Source organism: Rhodococcus sp. NPDC058532, assembly GCF_042719255.1.
Lineage (GTDB): Bacteria > Actinomycetota > Actinomycetes > Mycobacteriales > Mycobacteriaceae > Rhodococcus_G.
Genome location: NZ_JBHXNU010000001.1, coordinates 325,181 through 344,011 on the forward strand (window position 1 = coordinate 325,181; position 18,831 = coordinate 344,011).

An 18,831-nucleotide genomic window follows, 5' to 3' on the forward strand; every position below is an offset into this window, starting at 1 on the left:
CTACCGCGGATCCGCCACCACCGGGCGCGGGTCGCCCGCCGGACCCGGTTCGTCGCCCTCCGCATCCCGCGGCGCGGCGGGGCGATCGGGCGCGGGGTCACCGTCGTCGAGCTTCCGGTCGACCTGTTCACCGATGTAGCGGATCACCACCGCGACGCACGCGGCGACCGGGACCGCGAGGAACGCGCCGACGATGCCGTACAGGGAGCTGCCCCCGGTCACCGCGAGCAGCACGATCGCGGCGTGCAGGTTCATGCTGCGGGACTGCAGCACCGGTTGCAGGACGTTGCCCTCCAGCTGCTGCACCGCGAGCACGATGAGCAGGACGATCAGGGCGGTGGTCCAGCCCTTCGCGACCAGCGCGACGAGCACGGCCAGCGCGCCGGCGACGAACGCGCCGACGATCGGGATGAAGCCGCCGAGGAAGGTCAGCACCGCGAGCACCGGTGCCAGCGGGACCCCGAGGACCACCAACCCGAGGCCGATGAAGAACGCGTCGACGAAGCTGACCAGCGCCTGCGTCCGGATGAAGCCGCCGAGGGTGTCCCACACCCGCACCGCGACCGCCTCGAAGTGCCTGCCCGCGCGGCCGCCGCTCACCGAGTGCAGCCACGGCAGGAACCGGGGCCCGTCCTTGATGAAGAAGAACGTCAGCACCAGCACCAGGAACAGGGCGATCAGCATCGACGCGGTCGCGCTGACGCCGCTGAACACGCCGGTCGCGATGGACTGGGCGCTCTCCTGGATCTTCGTGATGACCGCCTGCACCGCGGAGTCGATCTGGTCGTCGCCCAGGTTGAACGGCGGGCCCTTGACCCACTCCTGCACCTGCCGCAGCCCGTCGCTGGCCTTGTTCGCCAGTTCCGGGGCCTGGTCGACGACGGACGGCACGATCAACGCGACGATGCCCGCGAAGACGGCGATGAACCCGGCGAGGGTGATCCCGGCCGCGGCGGCGGGCGGGATGCCGCGGCGCACCATCCCCCGGGTCGGGGGCCACAGCACCGTGGACACCACGATCGCCATCAGCACCGGCAGCACCACCACCCACAGCTGGCCGAGCACCGCCCACACCACCCACGCGCCCGCGGCGATCGCGACCAGGCACAGCGACCACTTGGCAAGCCACAGGCCGCCAGCGCCGATCACCTCACCGCGGTCGCGGAACCGGTGCCGCCGCGGCGTCGGGCCGGTGGTGATGGGCGTCTCGCTGACGGTCGGTTCGTCCTGGGGCACGCGGCCGAATCTACCCCGCGGTCCGCTCGTGGGAGAGGAGCCAGCGCTTCGTCGGCAATCCCCAGCGGAAGCCGCCGAGCCCGCCGCCGACCCGGATCACCCGGTGGCAGGGCACGAACAGGGCTGCGGCGTTGCGGGCGCACGCGGACGCCGCGCCGCGGACGGCGGCCGGTCGGCCTGCGAGCGCGGCGAACTCGGTGTAGGTCACCGGATCGCCGGCGGGCACCTTCCGCAGCACCCGCCACGCCGACTCGAGGAACTCGCCCGACCGCTGCGCGACGGGGATCGGGTCGATCGCGGTCAGGTCGCCCGCGTGGTAGTCGGCAACGGCTCGGGTGACCGGCCCGAGGTCGGGGCGGGCTGCGGTGCCGGGTGGGCGCAGCGCCGGGTGGATCAGGGCAAGGAGGGTGTCCGCGTCGTCGGTCCACCCGGAGGCGAGGACCGCGCCGTCCCCGTCGACGATGGCGGTGAACGGTCCGGCCGGGGTGGTCACGGTGCTGTGTGCGGCGGTCATCGGGGGTCCTTCGGGTCGAGGGTCGGGGTGGTCGGGATGCTGCCGCGGGCCGTGAGCGCGGTGCGCCACAGGTGCATCGACGCGTACGAGCGCCACGGCGCCCACCGGTCCGGCACGGTGAGCGGAATGCCGAGGGCCGCAGCGCCGCGGCGGACGACGAGGTCGGTGTCGAGCAGCACGTCGGGGTCGGCGAGGGTGCGCATGGTGACGTAGTCGGCGGTCCACGGCCCGATGCCCCGGTGGGAGAGCAGGTCCGCGCGCAGGTCGGCCGCGGTGCGACCGCCGTGCAATGACAGTGATCCGTCCGCGAGCGCGCCAGCCACCGCGACGATCGCGTCGACCCGGGAGGCGGGCCCGGTGAGTATCTCGCGTCCCCGTTCGGCGACCGCGGCCGCGGTGGGCCAGGCGTGCGTCAGGTGCGGGTCGGTGATCGGCTCGCCGAGTTCGGTCACCAGCCTTGCGGTGTGGGTCGCCGCGGCCGCGACCGAGATCTGCTGCCCGATCATGGTGCGCAGCAGCAGTTCTCCCGGGTCGATGCAGCCGGGCACCCGGATCCCCGGTGCGGCGGCGACCGCCCCGGCGAGCCCGGGGTCGCCGCCGAGGGCGTCGTCGACGGCCCGCGGGTCCGCGTCCAGGTCGAGCAGGTGCCGGAGCCGGGCGACGGCGGGGGCGAGGTCGCGCATGTCGCGCAGCGTCAGGTCGGCGCGGACGTGGCCGTCGCGGAACCGCACCGCGGCCACCCCCACGTCGTGCGGCAGTCGCAGCACCCGTCGGTACTTGCCGCCGGACCACGACTCCAGGCCCGCCGCCGCGTGCCCGGACAGGAACCAGGCCATCCAGTGTCGGTCGAGCGGCGGGCGGTACGGCAACCGCAGCGACACGCTGCCCGCCGGTGCCGGTGCCGATCCGCGGCGGGCGGCGTCCGCCCGCATCCTGGTCGGGGTCGCGGCGAATACCTCCCGGATGGTGTCGTTGAACTGCCGGATGCTGGCGAAGCCCGCCGCAAACGCGATGTCGGACATCGGGATCGCGGTGGTCTCGATCAGCAGGCGCGCGGTGTGGGCGCGGTGGGCCCGCGCCAGCGCGAGCGGGCCCGCGCCGAGTTCGGCGGTCAGGGTCCGGGTGAGCTGGCGGGACGAGTACCCGAGGGCGGCGGACAGTCCGGTGACGCCGTCCCGTTCGACGGCGCCGTCGCCGATCAGTCGCATCGCGCGGGCGGCGAGGTCGGAGCGGACGTTCCACTGCGGTGAGCCGGGGGCGGCGTCGGGCCTGCAGCGGCGGCACGCGCGGTACCCGGCCTGCTGGGCGGCTGCGGCGGTGGGCAGGAAGGTGACGTTCGCCCGCTTCGGGGTGATCGCCGGGCAGGACGGCCTGCAGTAGATCCCGGTGGTGCGGACGGCGGTGTAGAACTGTCCGTCGAAGCGCGGGTCCCGCGACGAGACGGCCCGGTAGCACCGGTCGAAGTCGAGGTTCATGGCTCCAGCGTGGCAGTCCGACCCGCCCCCGCGCTAGCGGAAATCGGCCGTCACGGCTGGCGTCAGCAGCAGCGGGCGCCCGGGTTCCGGTCGGCGGCGGCGTGCCGCTCGCGCCAGTACTCGCGCTCGGTGGGGACCGGTGCGCCCGGATGCGCGCGCCGCCGGTGCGCGACGAACCGCTGGTAGTCGTGGTCGCCCATCAGCGACGTGATCCACCACAGCACGCCGCGCCCCAGCCCGCGCATCAGTGGTGTCCCGTCGTGTGCGCCGCGCCGGGGGCTCGGACCTTGCCCTCCGCGATGAGCGTGTCCCACTCCTGCTGGATCTGCCGCTCGGCCCTGGTCGGGACGAAGCCGGCAGGACCGAAGATCGTCGACGGCACCGCGGGCGCCTCGGTGTCGGGCAGTCCGCCCGCCCGATACGCCCTGATGCACACGAGCAGTCCGACGACCGCGACGATCAGCACCAGCACCGCGAACACGATCGACAGCGTGCCCTGGATGAAGGTGTTGCGGATGACGGCGTCGATCGCCTCCGGGGACTTCGCGGTACCGAAGGAGGTCTGGCCCGCGTCCCGTGCCTCCCGGAACGCGTTGTACTGCGCCCAGTACCCGATCGCGGGGACGTCGGAGAAGATCTTCTGCCAGGACGCGGTCATCGTGACCACCAGGTCCCACACCAGCGGTATCGCCGGGATCCACGCCCACCGGAACAGGCCCTTCTTCATCACCACGACAAGGACGACGGTCAACGCGATCGCGGCGAGCAACTGGTTCGCGATGCCGAAGAGCGGGAACAGGGTGTTGATGCCGCCGAGCGGGTCGGTCACGCCCATCAGCAGCACCCCGCCCCACAGGCCGACGACGATCGCCGAGCACAGCCAGGCGCCGGGACGCCAGGACGGGTCCTTGAACCGCCGCGCCGCGCCGCCGAAGTTACCGAGCGAGTCGGAGAGCATGAACCGGGCGACGCGGGTGCCCGCGTCGACGGTGGTGAGGATGAACAGCGCCTCGAACATGATCGCGAAGTGGTACCAGAACGACTTCAACGATTCGCCGCCGATCACCTGGTGCATCACCTCGGACATGCCGAACGCGAGGGTGGGGGCGCCGCCGGTGCGGGAAACGATCGACTCCTCGCCGACGGCCTCGGCTGCCGCGTTCAGCTGCGCCGCGGTGATGTCGTTGCCGGGGAGCCCGAGGCCGTTGAGGTAGTCGGGTGCGGACTCGGCGGTGCCGCCGGTGAGGGCGGCGGGGGCGTTCAGCGCGAAGTACAGGTGCTGGTCGAGGATGCAGGCGGTGACCAGCGCCATGATCGCAACGAACGACTCGGTGAGCATGCCGCCGTACCCGATCATCCGGGTCTGCCGCTCCTTCTCCAGCAGCTTCGGGGTGGTGCCGGACGAGATCAGGGCATGGAACCCGGACAGTGCGCCGCAGGCGATCGTGATGAACAGGAACGGGAACAGCGATCCCGCGAACGCAGGCCCCTCGCCGTTCTTCGCGAACTCGGTCATCGCCGGCATCTGGATCGCGGGCTGCGCCACCAGGATTCCGGCGGCGAGCAGCGCGATGGTGCCGATCTTCATGAACGTCGACAGGTAGTCGCGGGGGGCGAGCAGCAGCCACACGGGCAGCACCGAGGCGGCGAAGCCGTAGGCGATCATCAACCAGGCGATGGTGACCTTGGACAGGGTGAACCAGTCCGTTCCCCACTCGGTGTCGGCGACCCAGCCGCCGCCGATGATGGCCAGCAGCAGCAGGACCACCCCGATCAGCGACACCTCGGACACCTTCCCCGGGCGCAGGTAGCGGAGGTAGACGCCCATGAACAGGGCGATCGGGATGGTCATCGCGATCGAGAACACGCCCCACGGGCTCTCGGCGAGCGCATTGACCACCACCAGTGCCAGCACCGCGATGATGATGATCATGATGACGAAGACGCCGATCAGGGCGGCGACGCCGCCGACCACGCCGAGTTCCTCGCGGGCCATCTGACCGAGGCTGCGGCCGCGGCGGCGCGACGAGATCCACAGCACGAGGAAGTCCTGCACCGCGCCAGCGAAAACGACACCGATGATGATCCACATGGTGCCGGGCAGGTACCCCATCTGCGCGGCAAGCACCGGACCGACGAGCGGACCCGCCCCGGCGATCGCGGCGAAGTGGTGGCCGAACAGCACCCGACGGTCCGTCGGCATGTAGTCCTTGCCGTTCTCGAGCACCTCCGCCGTCGTCGCGCGGTCGTCGCGGGGCTTGACGATCCGGTTCTCGATCAGCCGGGCATAGAACCGGTACGCGATCAGGTACGTGCACACCGCGGCGATCACGAACCACACCGAGTTCACCGACTCGCCGCGGACGATCGCGATCATCGACCAGGCGACCGCGCCGAGCACGCCGATCGCGGCGAAGATCAGCTTCTTCGCCGGGGTGATCGGGGTCCGGTCGACGACGCCGACCGGCGGAAGCGCCGGGTCGGTGTACAGGTACTCGACGTTCGGGTCGGCGCTCGGGGTGCCGGGACTCGTTGCCGTCGTCATGGCGGGCCTCCCTCCGGGAGCGGATGTGTCCCGCCTCACATTAGGGGTCGGGTGCCGCCGCCGCCCGGTGGAGAAACCGACCGCGGGACCTCAGAATCGGTCGGGGCCCGCGTCGATCCAGTCGGTGCGCCAGCTCTGCGGGGGATCGTCGAGCAGCTCCCCGTCCTGCAGCCATTCGTACAGTTCGGCGTACGTCTTCGTGGTGTGCGCGTCGACCCGCCGGTTCAGCATCGACGGCCGCAGCTCGTGGAACCCGTCCAGGCCCATCGACGCCACCATCTGCGCCGCGCTGGCCACCGTCGACCGCTGGAAGTTGCGCACCCGGGTCGCCTTGTCCGCCACCACCAACGCCCGGACCCGCGCCGGATCCTGCGTGGTGACACCGACCGGGCAGTGGTTGGTGTGGCAGGCCTGTGCCTGGATGCAGCCGACCGCGAACATCATCGCGCGGGCCGCCATCGTGAAGTCGGCGCCCTGGATGATCCGCTTGACGATGTCGCTGCCGCTGGCGACCTTCCCGGACGCGCCGATCCGGATGCGGTCCCGCAGCCCGGTGCCGACCAGCGCGTTGTGCACCAGCATCAGGCCCTCGGTCAGCGGCATGCCCATGTGGTCCTCGAATTCGACCGGCGCCGCGCCCGTTCCGCCCTCCGACCCGTCCACGATGATGAAGTCCGGGGCGATGTCGCGGTCGAGCATCGCCTTGCAGATCGACAGGAACTCGGTGCGGGCCCCGACGCACAGCTTGAACCCGACCGGTTTGCCGCCGGACAGGGTGCGCAGGGTGGTGATGAAGTCGACCAGTTCGGTCGGGGTGCCGAACGCGGTGTGCGCGGGCGGCGAGACGACCGTGCGGCCGATCGGGACACCGCGGGCCTCCGCGATCTCCGCGGACACCTTCGCGCCGGGAAGGACGCCGCCGAGGCCGGGTTTCGCGCCCTGCGACAACTTGATCGAGATCGCCTTGACCTGCGGGTCGACCGCCTTCGCGGCGAACGCCTCCGGGTCGAAGTCGCCGTCGGGGGTGCGGCAGCCGAAGTAGCCGGACCCGATCTCCCAGATCAGGTCGCCGCCGTGCTTGCGGTGGTGGGTGCTGATCCCGCCCTCCCCGGTGTCGTGCGCGAAGCCGCCGCGGGCCGCGCCCGCATTCATCGCCTCGACCGCGTTCCCGGACAGCGACCCAAAGCTCATCGCCGAAACATTCAGCAGCGCAATGTCGTAGGGCCGGGTGCAGTGCGGCCCGCCGATCCGGACCGTCGGCGCGAGTTCGGTGGCGTGCCGGGCGCGCAGCGAATGGGTCATGAACTCGTAGCCCGGTGCGTGCACGTCCCGTTCGGTGCCGAACGGTTCGTCGTCCTTGGTTCCCTTCGCCCGCTCGTACACCAGGTCCCTGGTCTCCCGGTCGAACGGCTTGCCGTCCGTGGCGGATTCGATGAAGTACTGCTGGATCTCCGGGCGGATCTTCTCCATCAGGAAGCGGGCATGCCCAAGCACCGGATAGTTCCGCAGAATGCTGTGCCGCGGTTGCAGCAGGTCCCACGTCCCGACCAGCGCGAGGGCAAGCAGGACGGCCGCCGGGATCCACCACCCCCACCCGGCGGCGACGGCGGCCGCCGCCAGCGCGATCCCGGCCACCCACAGTCCGGCGACGATCAGGCTCCTCGTCATCCACGTTCCTCCCACGCGTGCACGTCATTGGTGACACCGATGGTGGCACCGTCCGGCCGGTCCGGGCGTCGACGCCACGCCGCGGGTGTCGGGAGAACCGTCCTAGGGTGTGCGCATGACCAGATGGCAGGACGAACGAGGCCCGGACGGCTCCCGCGACTACGTGCGCCGCTTCGAGGAGCTGGCCGAATCGGGCGCCGACCTGCACGGCGAGGCGCGGGCCGTGGACGCGATGGTCGGCCGCGGGTCGCGGATCCTCGACGCGGGCTGCGGGACCGGACGGGTCGGCGCCGAACTCGCGCGCCGCGGCCACGCCGTCACCGCGGTCGACCTCGACCCGGTGCTGCTCGCCGCTGCCCGCGGCACCGGCCTGCTCGAGGTGGTGCAGGCCGATCTGGCGGAGCTGGACCTGCCGGGGGAGCCGTTCGACGCGGTCGTCGTCGCGGGCAACGTGATGATCTTCCTTGCGCCGGGCAGTGAGGCGCAGGTATGCCGCAGGCTCGCCGCGCACCTGACGCCGGGCGGGCTGCTGGTCGCCGGGTTCGCCACCGACCACCGGTACACGGTGGACGCCTTCGACGCCGACCTGGCCGCGGCAGGCCTGGCCCGCGAGCACCGCTTCTCGACCTGGGATCTGCGTCCGTGGCACCCGGACGCCGGCTGGGCGGTGACGGTGGCGCGCAGGCCCTAGCTCAGGCCCAGCAGATGTCGAACGCGATGCCGCCGAAGAACGGGATGAGCAGGTTCGGCGCGCAGGTGACCGCGGCCGTGAGCGGGCCCTGCTGCGGGTTGTAGACGACGGGCACCGGGGTAGCCGCCGCGGCGGCGGGGGCGACGACGATCGCCGCGCCTGCGGCCGCGGCGGCGACCGCCGCGCGGAGCGAGGTCCTGGACATGGGGTTCCTCCTGCCCGAAGGGTGGTGACGCACCGCGGGGAGCGTCCGGTCGGCGCGCTCGGATCGTGCCCTCCCATGGTGAGCGCAGCGGCCAGCGCCTGTCGAGGGGCGGCCGAGTTGTGGGCGGTGGGTGTCGGAACCGGGGGCGACCACCGTAGACTGTGGAATCCGTGAGCCTTACCCTCGGAATCGTCGGCCTCCCGAACGTCGGCAAGTCGACCCTTTTCAACGCCCTGACCAAGAACGACGTGCTCGCGGCGAACTACCCGTTCGCGACGATCGAGCCGAACGTCGGCCTGGTCGAGCTGCCCGATGAGCGGCTGGTGACGCTCGCCGAGATCTTCGGCTCCGAGCGCATCCTCCCGGCGACGGTGTCGTTCGTGGACATCGCGGGCATCGTCAAGGGCGCCTCCGAGGGCGCGGGCCTCGGCAACAAGTTCCTCGCCAATATCCGCGAGGCCGACGCCATCTGCCAGGTGGTCCGGGTGTTCGCCGACGACGACGTCGTGCACGTCGACGGCCGCGTCGACCCGGCGTCGGACATCGAGATCATCGAGACCGAACTCGTCCTCGCCGACATGCAGACCCTCGAGAAGGCGGTGCCGCGCCTCGAGAAGGAAGCGAAGAAGAACAAGGAGCTCAAGCCGCAGCACGAGGAGGCCGTCAAGGCGCAGGCCGTCCTCGAGGAGGGCAAGACCCTATTCTCCGTCAAGGACACCCTCGACTTCGGCCTGCTGCGCGAGCTGCACCTGCTCACCACCAAGCCGTTCCTGTACGTCTTCAACGCCGACGAGGCGATCCTCACCGACGACGCGAAGGTCGCCGAGCTGCGCGCCTCCGTCGCGCCCGCCGACGCGGTGTTCCTCGACGCGAAGGTCGAGCAGGAACTTCTCGAACTGGACGAGGAGGACCGGCAGGAGATGCTCGAGTCCATCGGCCAGACCGAGCCCGGCCTGCACGCCCTCGCCCGCACCGGCTTCCATACCCTCGGCCTGCAGACCTACCTGACGGCGGGGCCGAAGGAGTCGCGCGCCTGGACGATTCGCAAGGGCGACACCGCCCCGCAGGCCGCCGGCGTCATCCACACCGACTTCGAGCGCGGCTTCATCAAGGCCGAGATCGTCTCCTTCGAGGACCTCGCCGCGGCGGGTTCGATGAACGCGGCCAAGGCCGCGGGCAAGGTGCGGATGGAGGGCAAGGACTACGTCATGCAGGACGGCGACGTCGTCGAGTTCCGCTTCAACGTGTAGCACCCACCGAACGGGCGGTTGCCGGGACGAACGCCAAGTGGGTGTCCCGGTAACCGCCCGTTCGACGGTGCCCGGACGGTGCGCTGTCACTCCCTGCGCTGTGCGGCCTTGATCTCGGTGTGGTGCACCCGGTGCTGATCCTCTGGGCTCAGGTCCAGCGGGCCCAGGTCGATCCGGACCCGGTCGATGCTGCCGGTGAACCGGAACGGTGGACGGTAGTCGGCGGTGACGGGCTGGCCGGTGTCCTCGCCGATACCGAAGGTGTCGACACCGAAGCGGGCGAACACGGTGGCCTCCAGTCGGCCGTCGCAGACCCGGGTGCCGTCGACGGTCAGGATGAGATTCGCGCCCTTGCCGATACCGCCACCGTCGTAGTCGAACTCGATACCGATCACGGCATCGCCCGCGGTCAGCGTTCCTGCGGCCCGGACCGTGCAGTGGTCGCCATAGTAGTTGTAGTCGAAGGTCGGCACCCCGTCCTTCAGGTACAGCGACATGCCGCCGGCGACACCACCGATGGCGATGACGACGCCGTTCGTCGCCGCGCCATCGGTGCGGATGTGTGCAGCGAGTGTCCAGCTGCGGTTCTTCATCGACGGCGCCGCGCTCTCCGGGAGCCGGGTCGCACCCTCGTAGAACGTGAACGAGGTCGCCTTCGGGTCCGAGCCGGGCGGCGTCGGCTTCGGCAGGATCGCCCGCGCGACGCCGCGGTCGTCGAGCGGGTACACGTGGTACTTCTCGGCGGCCTCATCGAACGCGGCCTTCATCTGTTCGAGCTTGTCGGGCATTGTGTCGGCCAAGTCGCGGGCCTCGGAGAAGTCATCGTCGAGGTGGTAGAGCTCCCACCTGTCGTTCTCCCAGTCGCCGGGGGCGAGGTCCTGCCGCCACGGCAGGGTGTGCTGCGCGTTCGCCTTCCAGCCGTCCTCGTAGATTGAGCGGTTGCTGATGATCTCGAAGTACTGCTCTGTTCGGCCCTGGAACGTCGGGTCGGTGAAGCTGTCCAGGAACGACTTCCCGGCCAGCGGCAGCTGCTCGATCCCGTTGACGGTGTCGGGCATCGTCACTCCCGCGGCCGCGTAGATCGTCGGGGCGATGTCGACGAGGTGCAGGAACGGATCGCGGGGGGCGTCGTCGTGCGTGATCCTCCCGGGCCAGCTGACCACCATCGGGTTGCGGGACCCGCCGAGGTGCGAGGCCACGGCCTTGACCCACTGGAACGGGGTGTTGCCGGCCCACGCCCAGCCCAGCGGGTAGTGCGGTTCGGTCTCCGGGCCACCCAGCTTGTCGAGGTCGGCAATGATCTCCTCGATCGTGGGCATGATCCCGCCGAGGTTCTTGATCTCGTCGAGGGTGCCGTCGGGGCCGCCCTCGGAGGAAGCGCCGTTATCACCGACGATGTACAGGACCAGGGTGTTCTCGGCGTCAGGGAGATCCTTGATCGCATCGAGCAGGCGGCCGACCTCGTGGTCGGTGAACGCGAAATATCCGGCGTAGTTCTCGAACAGAGCGCAGTACACCTGCTTCTGCTGATCGCTGAGCGTGTCCCATTCCTGCACCCACTCCGGGCGCGGGGTCAGTTCGGTGTCCGGCGGGATGATGCCCATCTTCTTCTGGTTCTCGAACACGATCTCTCGGTACTTCTCCCAGCCCATGTCGAAGGCGCCCGCGAATCGGTCGCGCCATTCCTTGGTGACGTGGTGCGGGGCGTGCATCGCGCCGGGAGCGAAGTACATGAAGAACGGCTTGTCCGGTGCGACCGACTTGGCGTACCGCATCCGCGTGATTGCCCGGTCGGTCATGTCCGTCATCAGGTGGTAGCCGTCCTCGGGACCCTTGTCCGGTTCGACCGGGGTCGTGTTCTCGAACAGGACCGGGTAGAACTGGTGCGTCTCACCGGCGTTGAAACCGTAGAAGTAGTCAAACCCCATCCCGGTCGGCCACCGGTCGAACGGTCCTGCGACGCTGGTCTCCCAGTCGGGGGTGTTGTGGTTCTTGCCGTACCACCAGGTGGAGTAGCCGTTGCCGCGCAGCACCTCCGCGACCGTGGCCGTGGTGCGCGGGATCATCGTGGTGTAGCTCGGGAATCCGGTCGACCACTCCATGAGGTAGCCGTTGCCCGCGTCATGGTGGTTGCGTCCGGTCAATAGGGCAGCGCGCGACGGCCCGCACACCGCGGTCGTGTGGAAGCGGTTGTACCGCAGCCCCTCGGAGGCGAGTTTGTCGAGGTTCGGTGTCGGGATCAGCCCGCCGAACGTGGAAGTCTGACCGAACCCGACGTCGTCGAGCATGATCACGACGATGTTCGGTGCGCCCTCCGCCGGTGTCGGGATTTGCGGCCACGCGGCTGTCGACTCCTTGTAGGTCGTGCCGACGGTGCCCTCGAACGGTGGGAACGGCTCGGGTATCGCCGATCGGCCCGCGGCTGACGCAGCGGTGGTGTGCTCGCTCATGTGGGCATTGCATCACCAGGCGATGAGCCTGGCTGGTAACGACACAGCTCAGCTCGTCTCCGACCGGGCGGTTGCCGGGGCGAACGCCGAGTGGGTGTCCCGGTAACCGCCCGTTCGGCGGGCATCCATCGCCCGCCACGCCGAGTCGTAGCGCTTGGCGGTCACCTCGTCGGCCTCGGCAATGAGGGCGTCGAGGAGCGAGCGCGGGTCGTACCGCCACGCGTGCGCGGCGTTCGCGACGACCAGGTTGGCGAACAGGCCCGACCGGGCCAACGCGTGTACCCAGTCACCGACCTCGCCGCGGTGGATTCGTTCGACGGCGTCCGCGTCGACGCCGTCCGCGACGAAGTCGTGGGAGAGGGTCGCGGCCAGGTAGTCGTTGCACGTGCGCAGGTGGGGGTTCATCGGGGTGCGGCGCCTTTCTCGAGGCCGTTCGGGGAGGGTCCGCACGATCCGGATGTGCGGTCCGTCACATCCTCGGGTCCGGCGACGCCGGTGTCATGCGTCGAACTACCTACGCGACTACCTGTTTTCCGGACCGGGTGGCGCGGGACACCTGGCCGGCGAGCATCGCGGTCAACGCGACGGCGAAGCCGAGCAGCTGCACGGGGCGGAGTGACTCGTCCGCGACGACGGCGCCGAGGAGCGCCGCGACGAGCGGCGAGAGCAACCCGAGCAGCGCGGTCGCGGTGACGGGAAGTCGGCGGATGCCCGCGAACCACAGGCTGTAGGCGGCGAGCGCGCCGACCAGCCCGAGCCACAGGTAGCCCGCGACGGCCGGACCGTCGATGCCCTCGGGGATGCCGTCGATCGCCAGGGCCGGAACGAGCAGGACCAGGCCTGCCGCGGTCAACTGCCAGCCGGCGAGCCCGACCGCGGAGACGCCGTCGGGGCGGCCCCACTTCTTGGTGAGCACGACACCGGTGCCCATGGAGACGGCGCCGCCGAGACCGGCGAGGATGCCGATCAGGTCGAGGCCCGCCGCGGGGCCGAGGACCACGAGGGCGACGCCGACCATGCCCATCACGCCCCAGGCCACCCGCCACCCGGACAGCCGTTCGTGCAGGACCGCAACGGCGAGCAGGGCGACGACGATCGGCTGCGCGGCGGCCAGGGTCGCGGCGACGCCGCCGGGGAGGCGCTGCGCGGCGAGGAAGAGCAGCGGGAAGAACGCGCCCATGTTCAGGGTGCCCAGCACCAGGCTCTTCCACCACCACGATCCGTGCGGCAGGCGGCGGGCAATCAGCAGCGCGATCACCCCCGCGGGCAGCGAGCGCATCAACGCCGCGAACAGCGGGTGGCCGGCGGGCAGCAGGTGCGTGGTGACGATGTAGGTCGTGCCCCACAGGACCGGCGCGAGGGCGGTCAGCAGGGTCAGGGACACCGGGAACGGTGCGGTGGTCCGCGGGGCGGGTGCTGTGATCGTCGTGGTCATGGAGTCATCGTCTGCCCGTCCGAACCATGAATCCAACACATTGTTGTCATAGGAACAATGAACGGTCATCATGTTGCGGTGGAGCTTCAGCAGATGCGGTACGTCCTCGCGGTCGCGGAGGAGCGCAGCTTCACCCGCGCCGCCGCCCGCTGTCACGTCGTGCAGTCCGCGCTCAGTCACCAGATCAAGGCCCTCGAGCGCGAGCTCGGCGTCGCGCTGTTCGCCAGGAACAGCCGCCGGGTCGAGACGACCGACGCGGGCGAGGCGTTCCTTGCCGCGGCCCGTGCGTGCCTGCGATCCGCGGAGCGCGCGGCCGCCGACGCCGCCGCGGCCGCCGGGCAGCTCCGGGGCACGCTGACCATCGGCCTCATCCCCACCGTCACCGCCGTCGACATCCCGGCCGCGCTCGGCGAGTTTCGCCGCGCACATCCGGGGGTGCGGGTCACCGTGCGGGAAGGGGCCAGCGACGTGTTCGTCGAGGCGATCGCGGACGGCTCGATGGACGTGGCGGTGCTCGGCCTGCCCGGTGCGCTGGCACGGACGGGTGTCGGCGCGAGGGTGCTCGCGAGTGCCCGGCACGTGGCGGTCGTTCCGGTCGGGCATCCGCTCGCCGACCGCCGCAGCGTGCGGCTCGCGGACCTTGCGGACGAGGTTTTCGTGGACTTTCCCGAGGGGTCGGGCGGGCGGGCGCAGAGCGATCTCGCCTTCCGTGAGGCGGGGCTCGGTCGCGACATCGCCTTCGAGGTGATGAGCACCGGCCTGATGCTCGGGCTGGTCCGCAACGGTCTCGCCGTCGCACTGCTGCCGCCGGGGGTGATGCCCGAGGGCGATGACCTGCGCGCGGTCACCGTGCGGGACGGGCCGCGTCGCGTCGAATACCTGGCGTGGAGCGACTTCAACCCGTCGCGGGCCGCGCGGGCGTTCGTCGAGGTGGTCAGCCGTCCGTCACCGGCGCCTCGGCCAGCGTCCGGCGGGTGACGAACCGCCGCGGCGCCCCCGACAGCGGATCGGTGAACATCAACTCCCGCGCGAGCAGTTGCAGCGGCAGGCGGTGATCGTCCGGCGCCTCCGGCAGCAGGTCGGGATACCACCTGTCACCCAGGATCGGGACGCCGAGCGCCGCGAGATGCGCCCGCAGCTGGTGCATCCGCCCGGTGCGCGGGCGCAGCACCGTGTGCAGCACGTCCAGCCCGGACCGGCTCACACCGCGGCCGCGCACCTCCACCACCGTCTCGGCGTTGGGCTCGCGGTCGTCGTCGACGACGACCCGCAACTCGCCGCGGCGCACGGTCAGGTGATTCCGGTAGACGACCGGAAGCGGGCGCCCCGCCAGGGTAGGAGCGGCAGGGTCCCAGCCGGCCGGTTGCCGCGACACCGCCTCGTACACCTTCCCGACCTGCCGCTGCTCGAACAGCGACTGGTAGGCGCCGCGGGTCGCGGGCCGGGCCGAGAACATCACCAGTCCCGCGGTCGCGCGGTCCAGACGATGGATCGGCGTCAGGTCCGGATTGTCGAGTCGGGTCCGCAGCCGGACCAGCGCCGACTCCCGCAGATAGCGCCCACCCGGCGTGGTCGGCAGGAAATGGGGTTTGTCGATCACCACGAGATCGTCGTCGTGGTGCAGGATCTCCTCGCGGAACGGAATCGGATCCTCGGCGGGCAGGTCGCGGTAGTACCAGACGAAGCGGTGCGCACCCAGCTCCGTGCCGCGTCCGATCGGGTCGCCGCAGGCCCCGACAATCTCGCCGGCGTCGACGCGTCGGTACAGGTCGTCCGCGTCGAGGTGGTCGAATCGGGTGACGATGTACTCGGCGATCGTCGCCCACGGCCCGGCCGCCGGGACCCGCAGTCGGGTCGGCCCGACCCCGTTCCGGACGGGCAGCGGTGGGGGCATCGGCACGCCCGCCATCCTCTCATCGGCGGAACCTCGTCGAACGGGTGGTTACCGGACCATCCGCCGAGTGCGCGGCCCGGTAACCGCCCGTTCGGTGGCGGCGCCCACGGTTCACGGCACGGCGACCGCGGCGACGCCCGGAGTGACCGAGCCGGGGAGCGGGATCAGGACGACGGCGACCTGCCCGGCGCCGGTGTGCACGGTCGCCTCCGGCGGATACCCGTGCAGCCCGTCCGAGAGTCGGGCCGTGCCGGACGCCCCGGTCGACAGGTTCAGCCAGCGCGCCTCGGCGTTGATCAGGCAGCCCCACCGGCCGGGCATCGAACCGGTGATCGTCAGGTCGCCGGGCCGCTCGCCGACCACCGTCGCGCAGCGGATCGCCGGGACATCGAAGCTGCCGTTCGGGTTGCCGAACGGCGCGGGTGCGACCTGGAAGGGAACGGCAGCCGCGGCCGATGCCACCCCCGTCGTGGTCAGGAATGCGGCGGCAACGGCCGCGCACATGGCCAGTCCGCGAACGGGATTCATCACGATGACCTCCTCGGTGGCGGGGCGAACCGGCCGGGCGTCATCCCATCCTCTCCCGCATACCGCGCCGGGTCCACTCCGGCGCAGATTGTCGGGCGGCCCGCCCGGCGAGTTGCTACCCTGCGGGCGCGGCAGCGAACCAGCCGCCGCGAACGAGCCGGGGGGATCGTGGGGGATTTCGTGATGCCGACATCGTCGGCCGCGGACGGGCATTCGGCCGAGTCCGCCGAGGAGTGTCCGGCTGAGCAGGACCTCGCCGAGCTGGCCGTCACCGCGCGCAGGCTGCAGCTGGACCTGGACCGGGTGCGCGGCCGCGCACAGACCCCGGACGGCCGGGTCCGGATCGAGGTCGGGGTGGACGGCCGGATGACGGTGCTGGACCTGCACCCCGACGCGCTGCGGCTCGGCGCGGACCGGCTGGCAAGGACGATCACCGATCTGCACGCCGCCGCGCGGGAGGACGCCGAGGCCAGCGCCGACCCGCTGCGGGCCGGGCTACTCACCGACCCGCGCGTCGCCCGCGCGCTCGGCCGGATCGCCGCGGCGCCGCCCGCGAAACCGGAGGCGGACCCCGACCGGTACTACACGACCTTCTCGGTGTTCGGAACGGACCCGGACCGCCGCGGGTAGCCCGCGATCGTACGCTGACGGGCATGGTCGAACGCCCGATGACCCGCAGCGAACGGCTCGACGAGCTGCCATTCACTCGTCGTCACGGCCGGCTGCTGGTCGGGTCCGGGATCGGGTGGGCGCTCGACGCGATGGACGTCGGCCTGATCTCCTTCGTGATGGCGGCCCTCGCCGTGCAGTGGGGCCTGACCACCACGCAGCTGTCGTGGATCGGCTCGATCGGTTTCGTCGGCATGGCGATCGGGGCGAGCATCGGCGGACTCCTCGCCGACCGCCTCGGACGGCGGCAGGTGTTCGCGGCGACCCTGCTCGTCTACGGCCTGGCCACCGGCGCGGCCGCGCTGGCCGGTTCGGTTGCGGTGCTGATGCTGTTGCGGTTCGTCGTCGGCCTCGGTCTCGGCGCCGAACTCCCCGTCGCGTCCACCCTGGTCAGCGAGTACGCGCCGCGAACCCTGCGGGGCCGCATGGTGGTCGCCCTCGAGGCGTTCTGGGCGGTCGGCTGGGTGCTGGCCGCGCTGATCGGCTACCTCGTGGTGCCGCTCGGCGACGACGGCTGGCGGTGGGCGCTGGCCGTCGGGCTGGTGCCGACGGTGTACGCGGCGGTGATCCGCTTCGGTCTGCCCGAATCGGTCCGGTTCCTCGAGAGCCGCGGCAGGGACGCCGAGGCGGAGGTCGCGGTCCGGCAGTTCGAGGCGGCAGCCGGGGTCGCACCACCGGCGTGGGGCGGTGGCCGGGAACGGGTCCGGCCGGCAGCGGAAACACCGGTGCGGGAATCGATCTGGTCGACCCGGCTGCGGCGCCGCACCGGCGCCCTGTGGGTGGTCTGGTTCTGCGTCAACCTGTCCTACTACGGCGCGTTCATCTGGTTGCCGAGCCTGCTCGTCCGCCAGGGATTCGACCTGGTCACCTCGTTTCAGTACACGCTCGTCATCACGCTCGCGCAGCTGCCCGGGTATGCCGTCGCCGCATGGTCGATTGAGGTGTGGGGCAGGCGCAGCACCCTGGCGACGTTCCTCGCCGGGTCCGCGGTGTCCGCTGGCCTGTTCGGACTCGCGGACACCCCGGCGCAGATCATCGCCGCGGGGATGGCGTTGTCGTTCTTCAACCTCGGCGCCTGGGGTGCCCTGTACGCGATCGGGCCGGAGCTGTATCCGACGGTGGTGCGCGGGTCGGGGACCGGCGCCGCCGCCGCGTTCGGCCGGATCGCGTCGATCGCGTCCCCGTTGATGGTGCCGGTGTTGCTGGACGGCGGCGGCAACGGGCTGGTCTTCGCGGTCTTCGCTGCGGCATTCGTGCTTGCGGCCGCCGCGGCACTGACGCTGCCGGAACGCCGCGGGCTCGCCCTTGAGCACTGACCACCGGCGATCGGTGGGTGGTGCCGTCGGGTGTCGGTGCGGGGTGCGACAGTGGGGACCGCAGTCGGCGTCGACGACGGGAGTGAAGGTGGAACTGAGCACAGCGCAGGCGGACCGGGCGGCCGGGGTCCTGCTCGGAACGGCCGCGGGTGACGCGCTCGGCGCCGGATACGAGTTCACGCATCCGGGCGCCGACGTGCCGATCGACATGATCGGTGGCGGCACCTTCGACTGGGCGCCGGGGGAGTGGACGGACGACACCTCGATGGCGGTGGCGATCGCCGAGGTCGTCGCGACCGGCGCGGACGTGCGTGCGGGCGCGGGACTCGACGCGGTGGCCGCGCGGTTCGTCGGATGGTACGACTCCTCCCCGCCGGACATCGGCAACCAGACCCGCGCGGTGCTCTCCGCCCGCCCCGCCACCGCTGCGGCGATGCTCGCCAGGGCAGGCGCCATTCCCGGCCGTAAGGCGGGCAACGGTTCGCTGATGCGCACCGCACCGGTGGCGCTCGGCTACCTCGACGACGAGCGCGCCTGCGCCGACGCGGCGGCGGCGGTCGGGGCGCTCACCCACGACGACCCGCAGGCGACCGCGGCGTGCCGGATGTGGACGCACGCGATCCGGCACGCCGTCCTGCACGGCAGCTTCGACGGTGTCCGCGGCTACCTCGCCACCGCCGACGCCGAGGTCGCCGGGTATTGGACGCCGCTGCTCGACGAGGCCGAAACCGGTTCGCCCGCAGACTTTTCCAACAACGGCTGGGTGGTGCACGCGCTGCAGACCGCCTGGTGGGCGATCCGCAGCACCGACGCCTCCGACCCCGGTCACCTGCCGCGCGCACTGGAGGCGGCGGTGCGGGCCGGCGGTGACACCGACACCACCGCCGCGATCGCGGGCGGCCTGCTCGGGGCGCGCTGGGGTGCGTCGGCGATCCCGGACCGGTGGCGCCGGATC

17 protein-coding genes and 1 pseudogene are annotated in these 18,831 nt (G+C 71.3%); 6 read left to right on the forward strand and 12 right to left on the reverse strand.

Annotation, left to right across the window (positions count from 1 at the left end):
- The 6 genes from ACFWQG_RS01390 to ACFWQG_RS01415 all read right to left on the reverse strand — a co-directional run bounded on the left by ACFWQG_RS01390 (window position 1) and on the right by ACFWQG_RS01415 (window position 7,438).
- Entirely contained in the window at window positions 1-1,200 is a 1,200-nt protein-coding gene (locus ACFWQG_RS01390) for an AI-2E family transporter (RefSeq protein WP_378506037.1), read from the reverse strand.
- A 46-nt stretch (window positions 1,201-1,246) separates the two neighbouring features.
- The gene (locus ACFWQG_RS01395) at window positions 1,247-1,750 is read right to left on the reverse strand and encodes a methylated-DNA--[protein]-cysteine S-methyltransferase (protein ID WP_378505776.1); all 504 of its coding nucleotides are present in this window, start codon (window positions 1,748-1,750) and stop codon (window positions 1,247-1,249) included.
- Complete coding sequence (locus ACFWQG_RS01400) at window positions 1,747-3,225, reverse strand: DNA-3-methyladenine glycosylase 2 family protein (protein ID WP_378505777.1); 1,479 nt, start codon at window positions 3,223-3,225, stop codon at window positions 1,747-1,749. The genes ACFWQG_RS01395 and ACFWQG_RS01400 overlap by 4 nt, the downstream gene beginning before the upstream one ends.
- A gap of 62 nt (window positions 3,226-3,287) precedes the next feature.
- Window positions 3,288-3,470, reverse strand: coding sequence for a YbdD/YjiX family protein (locus ACFWQG_RS01405; protein ID WP_378505778.1), 183 nt, complete (start codon window positions 3,468-3,470; stop codon window positions 3,288-3,290).
- Window positions 3,470-5,770 (reverse strand): carbon starvation CstA family protein, encoded by a 2,301-nt coding sequence (locus ACFWQG_RS01410; protein ID WP_378505779.1) that lies wholly within the window; start codon window positions 5,768-5,770, stop codon window positions 3,470-3,472. The genes ACFWQG_RS01405 and ACFWQG_RS01410 overlap by 1 nt, the downstream gene beginning before the upstream one ends.
- A gap of 90 nt (window positions 5,771-5,860) precedes the next feature.
- Window positions 5,861-7,438: an FMN-binding glutamate synthase family protein gene (locus tag ACFWQG_RS01415; RefSeq protein WP_378505780.1), complete on the reverse strand. Its 1,578-nt coding sequence runs from the start codon at window positions 7,436-7,438 to the stop codon at window positions 5,861-5,863.
- 115 nt (window positions 7,439-7,553) lie between these two features.
- On the opposite strand from ACFWQG_RS01415, the gene ACFWQG_RS01420 reads away from it, so the two are divergent.
- Window positions 7,554-8,129, forward strand: coding sequence for a class I SAM-dependent methyltransferase (locus ACFWQG_RS01420; RefSeq protein WP_378505781.1), 576 nt, complete (start codon window positions 7,554-7,556; stop codon window positions 8,127-8,129).
- A gap of 1 nt (window position 8,130) precedes the next feature.
- Here ACFWQG_RS01420 and ACFWQG_RS01425 read toward each other — a convergent pair whose 3' ends face one another.
- Window positions 8,131-8,334: a hypothetical protein gene (locus ACFWQG_RS01425; protein ID WP_378505782.1), complete on the reverse strand. Its 204-nt coding sequence runs from the start codon at window positions 8,332-8,334 to the stop codon at window positions 8,131-8,133.
- Window positions 8,335-8,504: 170 nt separating this feature from the next.
- On the opposite strand from ACFWQG_RS01425, the gene ychF reads away from it, so the two are divergent.
- Window positions 8,505-9,584: a redox-regulated ATPase YchF gene (gene ychF, locus ACFWQG_RS01430; RefSeq protein ID WP_378505783.1), complete on the forward strand. Its 1,080-nt coding sequence runs from the start codon at window positions 8,505-8,507 to the stop codon at window positions 9,582-9,584.
- Window positions 9,585-9,670: 86 nt separating this feature from the next.
- Here ychF and ACFWQG_RS01435 read toward each other — a convergent pair whose 3' ends face one another.
- The 3 genes from ACFWQG_RS01435 to ACFWQG_RS01445 form a co-directional block, all read right to left on the reverse strand.
- The gene (locus tag ACFWQG_RS01435; protein ID WP_378505784.1) at window positions 9,671-12,034 is read right to left on the reverse strand and encodes a sulfatase-like hydrolase/transferase; all 2,364 of its coding nucleotides are present in this window, start codon (window positions 12,032-12,034) and stop codon (window positions 9,671-9,673) included.
- A gap of 48 nt (window positions 12,035-12,082) precedes the next feature.
- Window positions 12,083-12,439: a hypothetical protein gene (locus ACFWQG_RS01440; RefSeq protein ID WP_378505785.1), complete on the reverse strand. Its 357-nt coding sequence runs from the start codon at window positions 12,437-12,439 to the stop codon at window positions 12,083-12,085.
- A gap of 109 nt (window positions 12,440-12,548) precedes the next feature.
- Complete coding sequence (locus ACFWQG_RS01445) at window positions 12,549-13,469, reverse strand: EamA family transporter (RefSeq protein WP_378505786.1); 921 nt, start codon at window positions 13,467-13,469, stop codon at window positions 12,549-12,551.
- 78 nt (window positions 13,470-13,547) lie between these two features.
- On the opposite strand from ACFWQG_RS01445, the gene ACFWQG_RS01450 reads away from it, so the two are divergent.
- Window positions 13,548-14,447, forward strand: a complete 900-nt coding sequence (locus ACFWQG_RS01450) for a LysR family transcriptional regulator (protein ID WP_378505787.1) — start codon at window positions 13,548-13,550, stop codon at window positions 14,445-14,447.
- Here the strand turns inward: ACFWQG_RS01450 and ACFWQG_RS01455 are convergent.
- Both ACFWQG_RS01455 and ACFWQG_RS01460 read right to left on the reverse strand, forming a co-directional pair.
- Entirely contained in the window at window positions 14,404-15,378 is a 975-nt protein-coding gene (locus tag ACFWQG_RS01455; protein ID WP_378505788.1) for a pseudouridine synthase, read from the reverse strand. The two genes, ACFWQG_RS01450 and ACFWQG_RS01455, sit on opposite strands and share 44 nt — an antisense overlap.
- A 96-nt stretch (window positions 15,379-15,474) precedes the next feature.
- Complete coding sequence (locus ACFWQG_RS01460) at window positions 15,475-15,891, reverse strand: hypothetical protein (RefSeq protein WP_378506038.1); 417 nt, start codon at window positions 15,889-15,891, stop codon at window positions 15,475-15,477.
- A 183-nt stretch (window positions 15,892-16,074) separates the two neighbouring features.
- Here ACFWQG_RS01460 and ACFWQG_RS01465 point away from each other — a divergent pair, with 183 nt between their 5' ends.
- The 3 genes and pseudogenes from ACFWQG_RS01465 to ACFWQG_RS01475 form a co-directional block, all read left to right on the forward strand.
- Window positions 16,075-16,521: a hypothetical protein gene (locus ACFWQG_RS01465; protein WP_378505789.1), complete on the forward strand. Its 447-nt coding sequence runs from the start codon at window positions 16,075-16,077 to the stop codon at window positions 16,519-16,521.
- A 23-nt stretch (window positions 16,522-16,544) separates the two neighbouring features.
- Window positions 16,545-17,876: an MFS transporter gene (locus ACFWQG_RS01470; RefSeq protein WP_378505790.1), complete on the forward strand. Its 1,332-nt coding sequence runs from the start codon at window positions 16,545-16,547 to the stop codon at window positions 17,874-17,876.
- A gap of 88 nt (window positions 17,877-17,964) precedes the next feature.
- Window positions 17,965-18,807 (forward strand): annotated as a pseudogene (locus ACFWQG_RS01475) (ADP-ribosylglycohydrolase family protein); the annotation flags it as partial.
- Between the last annotated feature and the right edge of the window lie 24 nt (window positions 18,808-18,831).